15 protein-coding genes and 1 pseudogene are annotated in these 16,831 nt (G+C 47.4%); 6 read left to right on the top strand and 10 right to left on the bottom strand.

The window, feature by feature from the left end:
- The first annotated feature begins 27 nt into the window (after window positions 1-27).
- Both hydE and hydG read left to right on the top strand, forming a co-directional pair.
- Window positions 28-1,068: a [FeFe] hydrogenase H-cluster radical SAM maturase HydE gene (gene hydE / locus G9G53_RS08590; RefSeq protein ID WP_274385934.1), complete on the top strand. Its 1,041-nt coding sequence runs from the start codon at window positions 28-30 to the stop codon at window positions 1,066-1,068.
- A 61-nt stretch (window positions 1,069-1,129) separates the two neighbouring features.
- Window positions 1,130-2,542, top strand: a complete 1,413-nt coding sequence (gene hydG, locus G9G53_RS08585) for a [FeFe] hydrogenase H-cluster radical SAM maturase HydG (protein ID WP_013310651.1) — start codon at window positions 1,130-1,132, stop codon at window positions 2,540-2,542.
- A gap of 144 nt (window positions 2,543-2,686) precedes the next feature.
- On the opposite strand, the gene hydF is transcribed toward hydG, so the two are convergent.
- From hydF to G9G53_RS08540, 8 genes are all read right to left on the bottom strand, one after another.
- Entirely contained in the window at window positions 2,687-3,940 is a 1,254-nt protein-coding gene (gene hydF, locus G9G53_RS08580) for a [FeFe] hydrogenase H-cluster maturation GTPase HydF (RefSeq protein ID WP_165146850.1), read from the bottom strand.
- Window positions 3,927-5,375, bottom strand: a complete 1,449-nt coding sequence (locus G9G53_RS08575; protein ID WP_165146847.1) for an aspartate ammonia-lyase — start codon at window positions 5,373-5,375, stop codon at window positions 3,927-3,929. Before G9G53_RS08575 ends, hydF begins: the two co-directional genes overlap by 14 nt.
- Window positions 5,372-5,962, bottom strand: coding sequence for a 4Fe-4S dicluster domain-containing protein (locus G9G53_RS08570; protein ID WP_013310648.1), 591 nt, complete (start codon window positions 5,960-5,962; stop codon window positions 5,372-5,374). The genes G9G53_RS08575 and G9G53_RS08570 overlap by 4 nt, the downstream gene beginning before the upstream one ends.
- Before the next feature lie 63 nt (window positions 5,963-6,025).
- Complete coding sequence (locus tag G9G53_RS08565) at window positions 6,026-7,531, bottom strand: [FeFe] hydrogenase, group A (protein WP_238437745.1); 1,506 nt, start codon at window positions 7,529-7,531, stop codon at window positions 6,026-6,028.
- A gap of 32 nt (window positions 7,532-7,563) precedes the next feature.
- Window positions 7,564-8,214 (bottom strand): 4Fe-4S dicluster domain-containing protein, encoded by a 651-nt coding sequence (locus G9G53_RS08560; protein ID WP_029517399.1) that lies wholly within the window; start codon window positions 8,212-8,214, stop codon window positions 7,564-7,566.
- The gene (gene fdhF / locus G9G53_RS08555) at window positions 8,211-10,373 is read right to left on the bottom strand and encodes a formate dehydrogenase subunit alpha (protein ID WP_029517400.1); all 2,163 of its coding nucleotides are present in this window, start codon (window positions 10,371-10,373) and stop codon (window positions 8,211-8,213) included. The genes G9G53_RS08560 and fdhF overlap by 4 nt, the downstream gene beginning before the upstream one ends.
- A 128-nt stretch (window positions 10,374-10,501) precedes the next feature.
- Complete coding sequence (locus G9G53_RS08550; RefSeq protein WP_013310644.1) at window positions 10,502-10,867, bottom strand: hypothetical protein; 366 nt, start codon at window positions 10,865-10,867, stop codon at window positions 10,502-10,504.
- An 867-nt stretch (window positions 10,868-11,734) separates the two neighbouring features.
- Window positions 11,735-12,160, bottom strand: a complete 426-nt coding sequence (locus G9G53_RS08540) for a MaoC family dehydratase (protein ID WP_029517401.1) — start codon at window positions 12,158-12,160, stop codon at window positions 11,735-11,737.
- Window positions 12,161-12,397: 237 nt separating this feature from the next.
- Between G9G53_RS08540 and G9G53_RS08535 the strand changes: the two genes are divergently transcribed.
- The 4 genes and pseudogenes from G9G53_RS08535 to G9G53_RS08520 all read left to right on the top strand — a co-directional run bounded on the left by G9G53_RS08535 (window position 12,398) and on the right by G9G53_RS08520 (window position 14,581).
- Window positions 12,398-12,619, top strand: coding sequence for a hypothetical protein (locus G9G53_RS08535; protein ID WP_165146841.1), 222 nt, complete (start codon window positions 12,398-12,400; stop codon window positions 12,617-12,619).
- 72 nt (window positions 12,620-12,691) lie between these two features.
- Complete coding sequence (locus G9G53_RS08530) at window positions 12,692-13,093, top strand: phage holin family protein (protein ID WP_238794824.1); 402 nt, start codon at window positions 12,692-12,694, stop codon at window positions 13,091-13,093.
- A pseudogene (locus G9G53_RS08525) lies at window positions 13,071-13,703 on the top strand (glycoside hydrolase family 25 protein); the annotation flags it as partial. The gene G9G53_RS08530 and the pseudogene G9G53_RS08525, both read left to right, overlap by 23 nt.
- A 440-nt stretch (window positions 13,704-14,143) precedes the next feature.
- The gene (locus G9G53_RS08520; protein WP_238794825.1) at window positions 14,144-14,581 is read left to right on the top strand and encodes a phage holin, LLH family; all 438 of its coding nucleotides are present in this window, start codon (window positions 14,144-14,146) and stop codon (window positions 14,579-14,581) included.
- Between the two features lie 104 nt (window positions 14,582-14,685).
- Here G9G53_RS08520 and G9G53_RS08515 read toward each other — a convergent pair whose 3' ends face one another.
- Together G9G53_RS08515 and G9G53_RS26420 are read right to left on the bottom strand one after the other, a co-directional pair.
- Window positions 14,686-15,357 (bottom strand): hypothetical protein, encoded by a 672-nt coding sequence (locus G9G53_RS08515; protein WP_165146406.1) that lies wholly within the window; start codon window positions 15,355-15,357, stop codon window positions 14,686-14,688.
- Window positions 15,358-15,878: 521 nt separating this feature from the next.
- Window positions 15,879-16,694, bottom strand: a complete 816-nt coding sequence (locus G9G53_RS26420) for a hypothetical protein (RefSeq protein WP_238437744.1) — start codon at window positions 16,692-16,694, stop codon at window positions 15,879-15,881.
- Between the last annotated feature and the right edge of the window lie 137 nt (window positions 16,695-16,831).

Below are 16,831 nucleotides of genomic sequence, written 5' to 3'. Positions count from 1 at the left end.
TGAGTCACGGACGAATTATTACTGCGTCTGGCTGACGGCAAGGAATGGACGCATACGGAAATGATGGAGTTGCTGACACGTTTGGATGATGAGCCGACGCTACGGGCTCAACTGAGGCACCTGGCAGCTCGCACCAAATTGGAGCGCTATGGCAAAGGTGTTTTTTTACGGGGATTAATTGAATTCTCCAGTATATGTCGTCAGGACTGCATGTACTGTGGGCTGCGTGCTTCGAATAAACAGGCAGATCGTTACCGTTTGCAGCCGGAAGAAATTCTGGCCTGTTGTGCGGAGGGCTATGAACTCGGCTATCGGACCTTTGTGCTGCAAAGTGGGGAAGATTACTGGTTTACAGCAGCCCGGCTGACGAAATTGATTCGAGAAATTAAAAGCCGTTTCGCGGATGTGGCAGTCACACTGTCCATCGGTGAACGAGATGATGAAACTTATGAGCAATTATACGAGGCGGGCGCGGACCGTTTTTTGCTGCGGCATGAGACAGCTTCCCCCCGTTTGTACGCCAAGCTGCATCCGACGATGACGATGGAAAGCAGGCGCAGCCGTCTGCTGGCTTTGCAACGAATCGGCTTTCAGATCGGGGCCGGATGTATGGTGGGGTTACCAGGACAAACAAATAGTGAATTAGCAGACGATTTGGTCTATCTGCATAGCCTGTCACCAGATATGATCGGGATTGGTCCTTTTTTACCGCATAGCAACACGCCGCTTCGGGATGCCAGTCAGGGGAGCATGGAAAAAGCTCTCGATATTATTTCGTTATCCCGACTGGTTGTTCCAGATGCACTTATTCCGGCGTCCACGGCAATGGGAACGATTCATCCCCAAGGCAGGGAGAAGGCGCTTCAGGCAGGGGCAAATGTGGTGATGCCCAATTTGTCGCCACTGGCGGTGAGGCCTAAGTATGCGATTTATGAGAATAAAATATGTTTGGGAGATGAGTCTGCCCAATGTCGTCATTGCCTGGAACTGCGGATTCGTGGAGCGGGATTTGAAGTCGATATGGGGCGCGGTGATAGTTTGAGGGTGCAACGACAACTTATGAGATAGGAAACTTTGTGAGGCTATGACGGAAACATTGCAGTAACCATAAATAAGGAGATGGGTATACGTGAGTGGAGTACGGGAGAAAGTATCGGCGGATTTTATTAATGAAGCAGAGATTATGGCAGCAGTGGAGCAGGGGAAACAAGAGGCAACAGATCGACACCGTATTTTAGAAATTTTAGAAAAGGGGAGAGCCTGCCGGGGACTGAGTGCGAGTGAAGCGGCGGCTCTTTTACATGTGGATGATCCTGAATTATTGGAAGAGATGTTCAAATCTTCGAGGGCAGTCAAAGAGCAAATTTATGGCAACCGGATTGTGTTGTTCGCCCCTTTATATGTAAGCAACCACTGCGTGAATAACTGCGAATATTGTGGTTATAAACATACCAATGACAGCTTTACTCGTAGCCGTCTGACACCGGAGGAATTGGTGGAGGAGGTTAGAGTGCTTCAAGAACTGGGACACAAGCGACTCGTGCTGGAAGCGGGAGAAGACCCAGTTCATTGTCCCATTGACTATATCGTCGATTGTCTGCGCCAGATCTATGAGGTCAAGGTGGATAACGGCAGCATTCGGCGGATCAATGTGAATATTGCATCCACAACCGAAGAGGACTATCGGAAGCTGGCAGAGGTGGGCATTGGAACGTATATTTTATTTCAGGAAACGTATCATCGTGAAAGCTATCGTAAATTCCACCTGCAGGGACCAAAGCGGGACTTTGATTGGCACACTACGGCAATGGACAGAGCCATGCGTGCGGGTATAGATGATGTGGGGATCGGTGTGTTGTACGGTCTGTATGATTTTCGCTATGAGACCGTAGCGATGCTGAAACATGCCGAGCACTTGGAAGAAGCCTTTGGCTGTGGCCCTCATACGGTTTCAGTTCCACGATTGCGTCCGGCTGAAAATGTAGATCTGGAGCGATATCCGTACCTGGTCAACGATGAGGATTTTATGAAAATTGTATCCGTTCTTCGACTGGCTGTCCCTTATGCTGGAATGATCCTGTCCACGCGCGAGGAGCCGGAATATAGGGACCGCGTCATTGGTCTAGGCGTGTCGCAGATTAGTGCAGGTTCAGCTACAGGCGTAGGGGCATATGCAAAACAGGAAACTGATGATAAGCCTCAATTTGAGGTGGGGGATCATCGCTCACCATCGGAAATTATTAAAAGTCTGTGCCGTGGCGGATATATGCCGAGCTACTGCACAGCTTGCTACCGTGAGGGGCGAACTGGAGATCGTTTCATGGAGCTTGCCAAATCAGGACAAATTCATAATGTATGCCAGCCGAATTCGCTGCTGACCTTCCAAGAATATCTGCTGGATTATGGGGATGAGGAGGCACGTGAACTGGGAGCTGCCGCTCTGCGAGAAAATCTGGAGCGTATACCACGTGAATCGACGCGCCGTTTGACGCTTGACAGACTTGAACGACTGGAAGCAGGCGAACGCGATTTGTATTTTTAGCAATTTATATTATTCGTAGTATCATTTCACGCTATGAAATCTCATGATTTATAATGAACTTGAAAATAAAAAGCAGTCGCGTTGAAATCAGCGCGACTGCTTTTGTGTGTCTGGAAAAAAATATGAATACCGAGATGAGGACTTTTAGGAATAACTGCCGGCCTCTACAGCTTGCTCCCATGCCAGCATAGCAGATGGGAAGCATTCAATAGCACGGGGAAAGACCCCCTGTACATAAGCGATGAAAACACCATAGTTCACAATCGGCACGCCGGCAGCTTTCGTTTCCGACATTCGATGAAGCATCGTACGCCGATTGAGCATGCATGCACCGCAATGAATAACCAGTGCATATTCGCTCAGATCATCAGGGAAGCTGGAGCCGGATGCATGCTCGATGATGAGACGTTTGCCTATCGTTTGGCGGAGCCAGCGGGGAATTTTCACTCGACCAATATCGTCAGATTGGCATTGGTGAGTGCAGGCTTCGGCAATAAGTACACGGTCTCCATCTTTGAGGCGATCAATGGCTCTTGCACCTCGTACCAGTTCGTCCAGATCGCCTTTATGACGGGCAAACAGGATGGAAAAAGAGGTGAGAGGCACATCTTTGGGCGTGTCAGCCGCTACTTTCATAAAAACCTGTGAATCGGTAATGACCAAGCGAGGCTTGCGTCCCAATCTCTCCAGTGTCAATCGTAGTTCATGTTCTTTGGTCACTACGGCGATGGCATCACTCTCTAGTGTATCGCGGATTGTTTGCTGTTGTGGCAGGATCAATCGGCCTTTTGGTGCAGCTTTGTCAATGGGAACGACCAGCACAACAACATCGCCGGGTGACAACAGGTCACCGACGATACGAAAACGATCCTCGTTTTGGGGGAGTGTATTCGTGATAGCCTTTTTCAGTTCCGTGTCTCCCCGGAGCAAAGATGCACTGAAAGGAATCAGGGTGAGATCCAGTTCAGTAGCCAGTTTTGTAGCCGTTTTATCTGATTCTGTAAGGGTATCTATCTTATTCAATACCCCAATAACAGGAATCTTTTTGATACGGAGCTTTTCGAGTAGCTCATGCTCGAATGATCCGACTCCAACGGTGGCGTCGATAACGAGAAGAGCCAGGTCTGTACTATTAAGTATTTCTAGCGTTTTGTTGCGGCGCAGCTCTCCGATCTCACCCTCATCGTCCAGTCCGGCGGTATCTACCAAAACAATGGGACCCGCTGGGAGCAGCTCCATCGGTTTGAAAACGGGGTCCGTGGTCGTTCCTCCTACAGGAGATACCACTGCGACGGGCTGACCAGTCAGGGTGTTCAGAATGCTGGATTTGCCTGCGTTACGGCGACCAAGCAGGACGATATGTGGTCGGTTGCTACGAGGGGTATCATTCATTCCCATGGTGAGTTCCTTCTTCCTGCCCCGGAATTCCGGGCTTGGTTACTGTATAGGGATGGCATAATTGGTCAATCCGCGAACGGGTCAGTAGGCCGCGATCTTCTGCAATATCCTCTGGTGCGCGACCTTGCACAATGGCCGTCGATGCAATGGAGGCAGCCTCATCATAGCCAAGCTCCGCGACCAGCGCAGAAGCCATCACGGCTGAGTTACGTAGATTTGTAATACAGCGTTCTTCACGCACGATCAGGCCACGCACACATCGTTCTTCGAATAGTCGAACCGCTCTGTTCAGAATATGTAGCGATTCCAGCAACGATTCGGCAATCAGCGGCAGGAATGCGTTTAGCTCCAACTGACCCGAGGCAGCGGCCATAGTGATAGCCGCATCTTCGGCTATCACACGCATGGCTGTTAGTCCTGCCATTTCAGCTATTACCGGATTGACCTTGCCAGGCATAATAGAGGATCCGGCCTGAACTGGAGGCAGCGTGTATTCGCCAATACCACCGAAAGGACCAGAGGCCAGTAGGCGAAAATCGCCAGATATTTTGTACAGATTCACGGCGGCTGCTTTGAGTAGACCGGACACCTCCACAAAGACATCCATATTTTGAATCGGATCCATCGGGTGGTCGCTGCGACTCAGTCCAAAGCCGGTCTCATCCGCCAGTTTTTCGACCATCCGATAGCTGTAAGCGCGGGGCGCGTTCATACCTGTGCCAATCGCCGTGCCTCCAATAGGGATTTCCCGCAGCCGCTCTTCGGCCTTATAGAGACGCCAGCGGTCGCGCGCTATAGCCTTTGCATAGGCACCAAAGCCCTGCCCGGCCATCATGGGCAGGGCATCTATTAGCTGAGTGCGGCCTAGCTTGAGTAGGTCGGCATATTCTGTTTCTTTGTGCTGTAAAGCATCCTGTAACGAAGACATTGTGTCACATAAAGGCCGAAGCAGCCGTATCGCTGCAATTCGTAGCGCTGTGGGATAGACATCATTCGTAGACTGACAGCAGTTCACATCATCCAGCGGATGTACAATTTCATACTGCCCTGGTCTGCCTCCTAGCTGTACGATGGCCAAATTAGCAATGACCTCATTTACATTCATATGGGTACTGGTGCCTGCGCCGCCTTGCATAGCATCCACGGTAAACATATGTTGGTGTCTCCCGGCGAGTATTTCATCACAAGCATATACAATGGCAGAGGCCCGTTGGACAGGAAGCCGTTTCTGCTCTCCATTCACTTGAGCGGCTACTTTTTTTACCAACACAAGAGCGTGGATCAGGTTTGGGTTCACAGGCCTGCCACTGACCGCAAAATTGTTCATCGCGCGTGCGGTGTGAATACCGTAAAAGGCGTCTGCGGGAATTTCCATCTCTCCTAACGCATCCCGCTCGGTTCGCGTATTTGTAGGTAGAGGGAAACCTTCAGTCATAGACCTGTTGCCGGAATGCGTGTCATATGCAGCAGCTGACGTGCACTTGCAGCGCGTTTTTCCTCAACCCGAGCATGAACCAGATCTGGCTCGACCAGCTTGAGGGCTTGTGTTGGACATTTACCAATGCAGGCCGGGCCGCCGTCCACACCTTCGCACAAATCACATTTGCTGGCAATCATGCGTTCTTTGGGTTGCAAACGGCCTGACATATTGGTGTACAGTCCGTCTTGAACGACAGGCTGCCCGTTTCGATACTCGGGTACCATGGTAATCGCGCCGTAAGGGCAGGCGATCATGCAGGTTTTACAGCCAATGCAGCTTTCACTGTTAATGAGAATGCAGCCATCTGCGTTCGTAATGGAGCCGTTCGGACAAGCGTTAGCGCATGGGGCATCCTCACAGTGACGACACTGAACGGGTGCAGTGACTCCAAATGATTTAATAACCTTCAGACGAGGGTGAAAATGAAACTCATCATCTGGTGAGATAAAAGGGTTCTCCGCTGAATGTGCGATGACACATGCGATTTCACAGGTACGACATCCGATACACTGGTCGGGATCAGCTAAAACAAAACGGTTCATACAATTCGACTCCTCTCTAACTAACGACAAATATAATGTATACAGCATAAAAAACTTAACGTATTAATGAATGGAGTAATCCGTATCCCCTTTGATAGAAATAGTGCTACTGCGGCTTTGCTTGCCGGGCCCCCGTTGTTGGAAGGTCGTGTGCAGAAGATGATGCGACACATGACCCAGCGGCTCACCTAGAAATTCATCATAAAGTTTAATGATGTGAGGGTTCTCATGCGATTTTCGTACCTGGCGTGCAGCATCATGTCCATAGATGGAGGATTTACGTGCCCGATAAGCTTCAATTCGTTGCTTTTCTAACATGATCTTGGGTTGTCCCCCTCCACTGATACATCCGGCAGGGCAGCCCATCACCTCAATAAAATGATAATCACATTCGCCCGCCTGGACACGATCCAATAGCTGATAGGCATGCTGTAGCCCGGCGACGACCGCTACCTTGAGCTGTAGCTTGCCTACCTGAACCTCAGCTACTCGAATGCCTTCCTCACCACGTACAAAATCGAGTTGGAGCTTCGGCAGTTTTTCATTCGTCAGCAGCTCGTAACCTGTACGGATGGCAGCTTCCATGACTCCTCCAGTGACTCCAAAAATGGAGCCTGCACCGGAATATTGCCCTAACGGTGAATCGAATTCTTCATCAGGCAGGTTTGCAAAATCAATTCCGCTCTGCTTGATCCAGTATGCAAGTTCACGCGTGGTCAGTACCTCATCCACATCACGGTAACCGTCTGATTCCATTTCAGGACGATCGCACTCAAATTGTTTACAGGTGCATGGCATGATGGCCACGCTGTATATATTCGCAGGCTCCACCTCGTCCAGTTGTGCGCCATAAGACTTGATAAGCGCTCCTAACATTTGCATCGGAGATTTGCAGCTGGATAGATGGTCTAGCAGATCGGGATATTCAATCTCGGCAAATCGGACCCATGCTGGACAGCAGGATGTGAACATAGGCAAAGGACCGCCTTCGGTCACGCGACGAATCAATTCCGTGCCTTCCTCCATGATGGTCACGTCAGCTCCAAAGTTGGTGTCATATACCCGGTCGAAACCAAGGCGGCGCAAAGCAGCAGCCATTTTCCCAGGCGTCAAGGTGCCGAATGGCATTCCGAATTCCTCCGCGAGTGAAACACGAATGGCCGGAGCACATTGGACGATCCGAAACTGTCCAGGTTTGGTCATCATATCGCTTACCTTATTCAAGTTGTAGCTATAATAGGCAGCGAATAGCGGCTCTCTGATGTCGGCAGGCATATCGCGTTCTTGTATACGCTCCAGCCGTCTAGCGGCGCTTTCCTGTGGAGATGAACCTGCCCAGTCAGATGCGTATACGCTGCATATTTGTACACATTGACCGCAAATAACACATCGGTCTGCATTAATGGTTTGCGGTTCTCCAGGCAGTCCCTCTATGGCATCTACTGGACAAACCTCAGCACAGCGTCTGCATCCCGTGCAGAGCTTCGGGTCAATATGAATGACAGGGTCTGTGCAATCAGTCGTCTTCATACAAGGAGGTGAAGAGATCTTGTCTATAGTGGTTGACATGTTTTTCTACCTTTCTGCGGCTGATTTTGACCTTACAGGCGTGGGAAAAAGACTTCCCGCCGAGGCTCTGGAGGCGAGTCGGATATACCTTTGGCCAGCCGTAGGACATGATTCGGGCAGGCATCTACACATGCAGGCTGTCCGTTCTCTGTTTCCGCACACAGATCGCATTTGCTTGCCGCGGTGCGGGGAAGGGCCACTCGATTTGCCCGGTGAGTCAGGCCGGACTGCGTCACAAGGTGTCCGGCCCGGTAGACCGGAGACACCTCAATTGCCCCGAAGGGGCAGGCCAAAACACAGGAAGTACAGCCGATACATCGATCCTCATCTATCATGACGACTCCGTCCTCCTGACGAATGGCCTGCACCGGACAGGCATGTGCGCAGGGGGCATTTTCGCAATGCCGGCATTGCACCGGCACATACGTATCCCCTGTACGAACAACATACACCTTGGGTACGACAGGAACGCTGACGGTTCCGACCGAAGCTCCTATACCGTTAGCCTGACTGTGAACGGCGAAGCACGCCAGTTCACAGGCTTTGCAGCCGATGCACTGCCCGGCGTCTGCGACTACAAAAGAAGAAGCAACAGCGCTTGTTCTACCGGCTGCTCCCATTCTACTCATCGAAGCTGACCGGGTATCAGTCGGACGGTGCATCATATTCCCTGTGCCGCTCATCTTGTCACCTTATCAGCCAAAACAGCTTCCTGGACGTTCATCTGTTTGCGAATCTGTTGGTACGATTCATGTACATCACGTTCGGCCTGAGCTTGGTCGGCGATTCGTTCCAGGCGGATGGCACAGTATTTTAATTCCGGGGTTTTGGATACCGGATCGAGAAAATCAGCGGTCAGCTCGTTGCATGCTCCAACCCACCAGTGATAGGTCATGTAGGTCGCACCTTGTTGCACACGGTCACTGATTTGTGCCCGAGCCATGATGCGTCCCCGGCGGGAGGATATGGCAACAATTTCACCATCCAGAATATTCAGATCTGCTCCGTCTTCCGGGCTAATCTGAATAAAGCCAGGCTCATCAGACAATTGGCGCAGCGCACGGCAATTGCCAGTCATGGTACGAACGGAGTAGTGGCCTACCTCACGGACTGTAGACAAGACAAGCGGGTATTTTGCATCCGGTTGTTCTTGTGGCGGACGCCATTCGCAGGCGAATAATCTGCCTTTGCCACTAGGTGTCGAAAATTGATTTCCTTTATACAAATACGGTGTACCTGGATGATCCTCAGTAGGGCAGGGCCATTGCACGCCGCCTTGCTGCTCCATTTTTTGGTAGCTGGCACCGGAGAATAATGGGCAGAGGCTACGCATTTCATCCCAAATTTCCTCTGTGTTTGCATAGGACATAGGGTAGCCCATGGCGGTAGCAACCTCGCTAATAATAGCCCAGTCTGGCTTTACATCACCCTGTGGCTCGACGGCCTTTCGGATGCGCTGAAAGCCCCGATCTGCCGAAGAATATACACCGTCATGCTCGCCCCAAGCAGTAGAAGGGAGGATGACATCGGCATGCAGCGCTGTTTTGTTCATGAAAATATCCTGGACCACGACAAATTCCAATTGGTCTAGGGCTTCACGCAACTCGGCGGCGTTCGGATCACTTTGTACAGGGTCTTCGCCGAAAATGTAATAAGCTTTCAGCTTGTTCTCCTTCAGGATGAGGTGTGGTACCTCCGTAAGTGGATATCCTTTTTTACGGGGCAGCTCAACACCCCATGCTTTTTCAAACTTTTTGCGAACCGTGGTGTCTGTTACATCCTGATAGCCAGGATACACATTCGGTAAAGCACCCATGTCACAGGAACCCTGTACATTGTTTTGTCCCCGTACTGGTCCGATACCCACATTCGGCTTGCCCAGATTTCCGGTCAACAGTGCAAGGGAAGCGAGCCCCTTTACTACGTCAACGGCCTGTGAAAATTGGCATACGCCCATTCCGTACAAAATGGTAGCGGTAGGGGCCTTTGCATATTCCCTCATAGCCGCCCGGATATCGGCCGCCTTGACCCCCGTAATGCCTTCCGCATATTCGGGAGTATATTTTTTAATGCTGTCTACATATTCGGCAAAGCCTTCTGTGTTTGCTTCCACATATCGTTTGTCGTACAGTCCTTCATGCACAAGTACATGACCAAAAGCGTTCACCAAAGCCATGTTCGAACCGCCCTTTAAGGGTAGCCACATATTCGAGATACGAGCTGTTTCGGTCATGCGCGGATCGCATACAATAATTTTGGCGCCTCTTTGCTTGGCAGCTACAATGCGTCTTGCGACGATCGGATGTGTTTCGGGTGCATTATATCCAAATACGAAAATGAGATCAGAGTGTTCAATTTCAGGAATAGAGTTGGACATAGCTCCATCTCCGAGCGAGTAAGTCAAACCTGCCACAGAAGGGCCATGGCATACACGAGCGCAATGGTCAATATTGTTCGTGCCAATGACCGCCCGCATGAACTTTTGCATGACATAATTGGCCTCATTTCCCGGACCACGTGCGGAGCCCGTTCCCATAATGGAGTCGGGTCCGTATTTTTCCTTAATTGCTGACAGCCGTTCGGCAGTATATTGAATGGCTTCCTTCCACTCCACTTCCTCCATAACTCCATTTTTGCGAATCATGGGCTTGCGCAAGCGTGCAGTCAGAATTTGCGGGTCATTCAGAAAATCCCATCCGTAGTGTCCTTTTAGACACAACGTTCCTTCATTCGTACGACCACCAGCCGGCTCTGCGCCAATTACCTGTCCTTTTTCCACCAGCAAATGAAGCTGACAACCGCTCCCGCAGTAGGGACATACGGTCAATACCTTGTCTGCCATAAGTGCAGCACCTCTTTTATATGAAATAGATGAAACTCGAAACATAAAAAAAGCCAATACAAAAATGCCGCTTTACGCTGCATCCTGTACTGGCTTATCCGCGAGCGAGGAGACAAGGCTCCTTCCCGCTAATCCAACCGGTGTATGTGTTGTAGTTCTAGAGTAATGATAATGTGTCCGTCTCCATGGACGGAGGGGCAGACCTCCCAAGTATAAGTGAAGGGACTGCCGAGTGTTTTTTCGGCTTCGTTCATAAACTCCTTTTCCAGATAGGGACGAAGGACGTCCCAATATTCTCTGACCTTGTCCTCAGCCCCTTCATGAACGAGGATTTCGGACAGATTAGACAATGTACCTCGAATTTCTACCGTAATCCGGAGCGGCGAATCCAGTGAAACCTTGACGTTGTCCGGTCCTTTTCCCCGGTAGTGTTTGACAATACATACGGCCAACTTCCTGATGCGCTCACGGTATTCCAATTCGGTATTCAACATCTGGACACTCCGCTTCGAATCAAAATAAAGGCGTACTTGCCGCGCATGCCAGACAGCCTGTGTAACTAGTTTAGAACAAGACGTAACCGTCCCGACCAAAGTGGTCTGCCCAGCACGGCGTATCACTCTTCTATGGTAGAACAGGTTGGCCCGGAAAGATGTGAAATTCATTACACTGAACCAAAATTTTACATGGATTAGCCCCCTCTTGAAGCAGCTTTACCTCTATGGTTTGTATGATGCTTCTCGTTCTATCGCATTGCTTGTACAGTTCTAATACAAAAGCAGTAGATGAATTTATCATTATTACATTGAACGAAAATGCTAGTCGAACACCAGAAAATATAAATATGTTATCCAAAATAGGTGATATCGTACGTGATTCTGCAACTACCATGATATGTGTGGGATTGGAAGTGGTATTCGTGAACATCATCTTCAGGTTATGCGAATTCCGGAAGATTAGTTGCTAAGAGGAATACTGGGTACGCTAAATCATCAATCCAACGCTAAGTTGTCTGTACACAAACCAACAGATCCTAAGCAGATCGCCCAAGTCATTGTCTGTTACAAACACCCGACGAACAGCGTTGGTTTTCAAGTCGAGACCCATAATAAAGTGGCAGCAAAGCAATTTATCGCACTGTACAATCGCTTTCATCATGGGGTAAAGTGCGGGTTCAAGATGTAGAATCTATGCGAAATTCAGTTGTAGAAGGGCAACTTAAAGGTCGCCAAATGAAGAAATTACTGCAACGTGTGGCTGAACATAAAGCCGCAAGTCAAGCCATGTATAAATAAAGAGAAGAGGTCCGTGCTAGAATGCATGGGCCTCTTCAAACCTTTAATAATTGATTTTATAAAACTTTACTGTTTAACCAGAACGGATAAATCGCCTTCAAAAACTTGCTCCTCTTTGTGGTTGAAAGTCGACAGCATTACAGTAACGAGTCCTGTTCCATTCCTCATCTCTTTTACTCCAATCACTTCAACGATGGTGTACAATTCGTCGCCTGGATATACTGGCTTAATAAATTTAATATTATTCATAGCAGTTCCAGCAATAACCTCATCACCGTAACTCCCTGTTTCAACCCAAAGCTTAAAAGAAACAGCTAATGTTTGAATTCCTGAAGCGATAATTCCATTAAACCTGCCTTTTAATGCTTTCTCTTCATCTAAATGCATATATTGCGGGTCAAACTCCCTTGCAAATCTGGTAATATCCTCTTGAGTTAATTTCAAAGACTTGGTTTTAAATACTTGTCCGATATAAAATTCATGAAACCGCATTATTACACCTCTTGATTAAATTATTTGCTTATTTATAGAGTAGCATAATATCACCAATCAAGTTAAACTGTCCGTTAGCTTAATGACGTATTGTCCGTCTACAAATTTATATTCACTGAACAATATTTCCCTTTAAAACTCGTAGCGTTATAGCAGCAAATTAATTTAAGATACAAGTATGAAAAGCCTCTGATAATTCAGGGGCTTATTTTGCGTCTTGAGGAGGTGACGAAATACATGGCAAAGATAAAATCCACATTGGATATACAACTGGATCTAACCAGATCGGTTCAAGAATTGACTGAGGTTATTTCTGCTGTAATTGCTTCACAGCCAGCACGCCGGAAAGAAATTCTTATAGGTTTGGATATTGCGGTAGGAAATGCATTAGCAGAGATACAGGCCCAAGAGGAAAAGAATCAAAAAGCAAATGATGATAGCTCAGGAAAAGTTTCCTGAACGGAGAGACGGGGGAAGAAGGTTGGATAAGTGGGAGTTTTTAAGTTCTGTACTGCTTTAGGAAGCAGCGCTGTGACGTATTTTTATGGTGGGTGGTCGGGAGTATTGGGGGTGTTACTTGCTCTGGTCATTATTGATTATGTGACCGGATTATTTGCCGCTGCCGTAGAAGGTAAGAAGGGTACCGGACCAGGTTTAAAAAGCAAGATTGGTCTTATCGGTATAGCTCGAAAGGTATTTATTTTTGCAATGGTAGCAGTATCCCATCTAATTGATGGAGTCTTAGGCGATTCGCACCTATTCCGAGATGCGGTCGCCTATTTTTATATGGAAAATGAGCTACGGTCCATTTTGGAGAATGGTGGCAGACTCGGCGTTCCTATCCCGCCTGTGATCCGACAGGCCGTAGAAGTTTTAAAAAGTAAAAGTGGTAAGGAAGGAGAGAAAGAGGATGCAACGACGAAACAGCCGTAATGCCCAAGGAATAGACGTATCCCGTTATCAAGGAAAGATTGATTGGAAGGCGGTTAAACCGACGGTATTTCATTTGCCTACATTAAAGCAAGTCAGGGGCAAGTTATGTTGACCCAACATTCATTACAAATGCAAAAAAAGCCAAGAAAGCAGGCGTGTTGTTGGGGGCCTATCATTTTTTAGATGCCACCAGTGTTGACACAGAGAAAGCGGATGCACGGCATTTTGCTGATGTGTAGGATCAGGTTGGAGGTGCCAAAGCGCTGGAGCTTCCTGCGGTGATGGACTACGAAAACAATCCTGGCAAGCTCTCCAAACACTTATTAGTGCTGTAGCATTAGCCTTTCTTTTGGAATTGGAGCGCCTGACAGGACGAAAGCCAATCATTTACACGGGTAGTGCCTTTGCCGCCAATTTTAACGCCTCATTGGGCGGTTACCCATTATGGATAGCCCGGTATAGTGACACTCGCGTCCCAAGCGACACAGTGACATGGAAACGTTGGGATATTTGGCAATACAGCGACAGCGGCAAGGTAGCTGGGATAAAAGGGAACGTGGACATGAATGAGTTTGACGGTACAGCGGACGAGCTGTGTAAGCGATTCAGCGCTGTTGTCCCTGCACAAGAGACAGAATCCGTTACACCCGGCATATTCTGCGTCAATGGCAAAGAAGCGGGGAGAGCACTTCTACATGGCTCCAGAACTTATGTACCGTTGCGGTCTTTGGCAGATGTATTGGGCTTTTCTTATCACTGGGACAACACCCGTAAGGAAGCGTATTTAAACAGAGCCAAGCTGCAAACTGTCCAACTTGTAGACGATACGGCTTATGTGCAACTCAAGCCAATTGCAGAAGCTTACGGGCAGTAGTGTCCTGGGATTCAAAAAATAAAATCGCATCGTTGAAAACGAAAGGGGAAAAGTAATCATGCAATCAATTATCGAAACTGTGCAACCTTACGTAAATACCATCTCCACAGCCGCTGTGGGTGTGCTTACAGCGTTTGTTTTAGGAGGTCTGAACAAAACTCAAAACTAAGGTTAATGTGTGGCTAGAAGCGCGTACTACGGCGGCACAGAGGGAAATAATCCATAAAATTGCTGGGGAGGGCTTTGCTTTTGCTCAAACAGCATTTAAAGAAGCTGGAGGAGAACGTAAGCTTCAGGAGGCTTTGCAGTATGCTTCACTTACTCTTTCCAGTCAAGGTATCGTAGTATCCCAAGTAGAGTTAAAATCCGCGATTGAGAAGGCATATCTGGAGTATAAGGCCAAAACAAAAGTGGCACTCGCTACTGACGTACAGACAAACGAGGAGGCAACACGGGCAGCAGCTAAGGAAGCTGTATCGGGGCTTGCTGCAAAGCTTAATGATTTCTTGGCTCGTGCTACAGCAGAGGTATCATCCGGTCAGGTTCAGACAGCAACTGAGTCTATTCAAGAACCAACAGAATCAGTACAAGCGCCTGCTACGGAGCAAGACTAATACGGCTATAGTTACAAAGTAAACACTAAACAGATAAGGAAAGCCCGAAAGATAGCGTAAACTTGCTTCTTTCCGGCTTTTTGGCATGTTGCTAATCAGAGCAATTACTTGTTCAGCAGCATGAAGTTATTGATGAAACCCTCTTCTTGTATAAAGATGGGGGTTTGAATTTTCGATGTGAAATCATAATAATATACGCCGCGCCCTTCCTCCTCATTTTTCTCAGAGGCGCTACCCAAATAGTAGACACCCTTGCCGTCGGGGGACATATAGACAAATTGGCGGGATAAAATAGGCAACTTGATTTTGGTGCGTTTACCTGTTGCAATATCAATCAGACTATACTCTGGATTGCCACCATTAATGAATCGAGTGGTTATGAGGAGCAGCTTATCATTACTGCTGGACATCGATGATATTTCTTGATTTTTTAGTGTAATAACAGAACGCTCTTGCTTAGTGACGCTATTGATTTCTGTAACCTTGTTATCCGGTGGGATCATAATGGTCTGTGTTCGGTTTGAGATTTCTCTTTGTTCATCTTGCTCCTTAGCTGAATAATGTGAACTGTAAATTGCTTTTTTGGCTGGATTATAGGTTATAGACCAAGTTTGTTCTTCATGGTTTTTATCTTGGTTTTCATCATGCATAAATTTCATGGCGTGCGTTGTTTTATTGTAGAAAATAGTTTTAAGTATACGTTCTCCTTTTTTGACCGCAACCAGAACGAGTGGGCCATCTGGAGTAGTTGGTACGATACGATTGATGGCAAACAAATTATCGGTAAGCTGTTCGTTTTTTTGGTATTCAAGTCATACGAAAATAACTGGTCTCCCTTATCACCAACACCGGCAGAGTAATAAATTTTGTGATCAGGCAAGGACACCACAGAAAGCGGGTACTGGGAGGTATAGGGGACGTCGGCCAGCTTGGTCACTTTCTTACTACTCAAGTCGTACGTCATTACACGCATAACCATGCCTTGATCTGCATTTTTCCCATTTACATATTCTGTATAAGTCATGGATAGATATTGGCCCTGACCGGCTAGAGCTGTCTTTTCCCCTGATTGGGTTTTTATGGGTACAGCAGATTCTGCGGGTGGAGCAGTAGAGGGGGAGCAGGATGACAATAAAGCTGGCACGAGCAGGAAAAGTATAAAGAACTTAAAGGATTTGTAGTGGCGTGTTCTCAAACGAGACATCCTTTCTGAAATAAGTGATGAATCAAACTGAATATGATAACGAAAAGGGAAAGGATAGGACGCGAGATCCTATCCTTTTTCGGTGCAAAGATATTAAAAATCATAGGAATATCTTGCTGAAAATGAGACGTACGAATGCCATTCTAAACCTAGATCCTCTACACCCGTTTTCCAAATATCAATGACTGCATCTGGAAGACTCCCATTATCAGCTTTATAAAAATTAGCTACGATATCATTATCATAATTTCTTACCCGAATTTTTGTCCCAAACTCGGGATTATCAATGGCTCCTTTTGTTGCACAGTCACCTCTTTGAAGTCTATTGGAATTTTCTCCATACGTGTCTGTGAAGTTTGTTCCTCTCCCTGTGCCTCGAACATAGCCATCAGATGTTCCGCTAATTTTAATTTCATTATCATGATTTCCATATGTATATGCCCCAGGTGGTTTGCGTGTACCGCGTGGTAATGCTTGAAGCGAAACATTATTAGTAGTAATCGCATTTTCTTTTTGATCAGGCAAGATAATATCTTTGATGTAACCTTCGCCGTCATAAATAACTTTTAAACCAGGCTGAGGGTCAGGGTTATCAATATGATATACCGGCAGTGATTTGGTTGCTTCATCGATTTCTTTATCCTGTTGTTTTTCTTTTTCTAGCTCAGCCTGTTGTTCAGCAGTAAGTGGGGCAATAGCAGCTTTAGATTTTTGCTGTTCAGGTACTGGAGTTCCTTTTTCCAATACAACCATGTTATTGTTCTCATCATATTGGATGATGGTACCCGCTAACATGCGGTCAGGGATTTTATCTCCTTTTTCGGCATGAGAGATTGCCGGGCTGACGACTCCCAAAGAAATGAGTAGCGTTGCAGCCAGAAAAGCTTGTGGAAGAAATTTTACTTTCATACAAAGTACCTCCTTGAAAAATTTGTAAATACAAAGCCAGCGTAAAGGAATCTACTAATATTGTAAACCTTTTTATGGCAGATATGAATATATTTAATATTTTTTAAGATGGGTATAGGCTGCGGAGAGTGTTCTTT

This window comes from Paenibacillus sp. EKM206P, from assembly GCF_011066155.1.
Taxonomy (GTDB): domain Bacteria; phylum Bacillota; class Bacilli; order Paenibacillales; family Paenibacillaceae; genus Paenibacillus; species Paenibacillus polymyxa_D.
The sequence above is the reverse complement of the archived record's forward strand: the minus strand, read 5'-3'. Positions and strand labels throughout refer to the sequence as shown.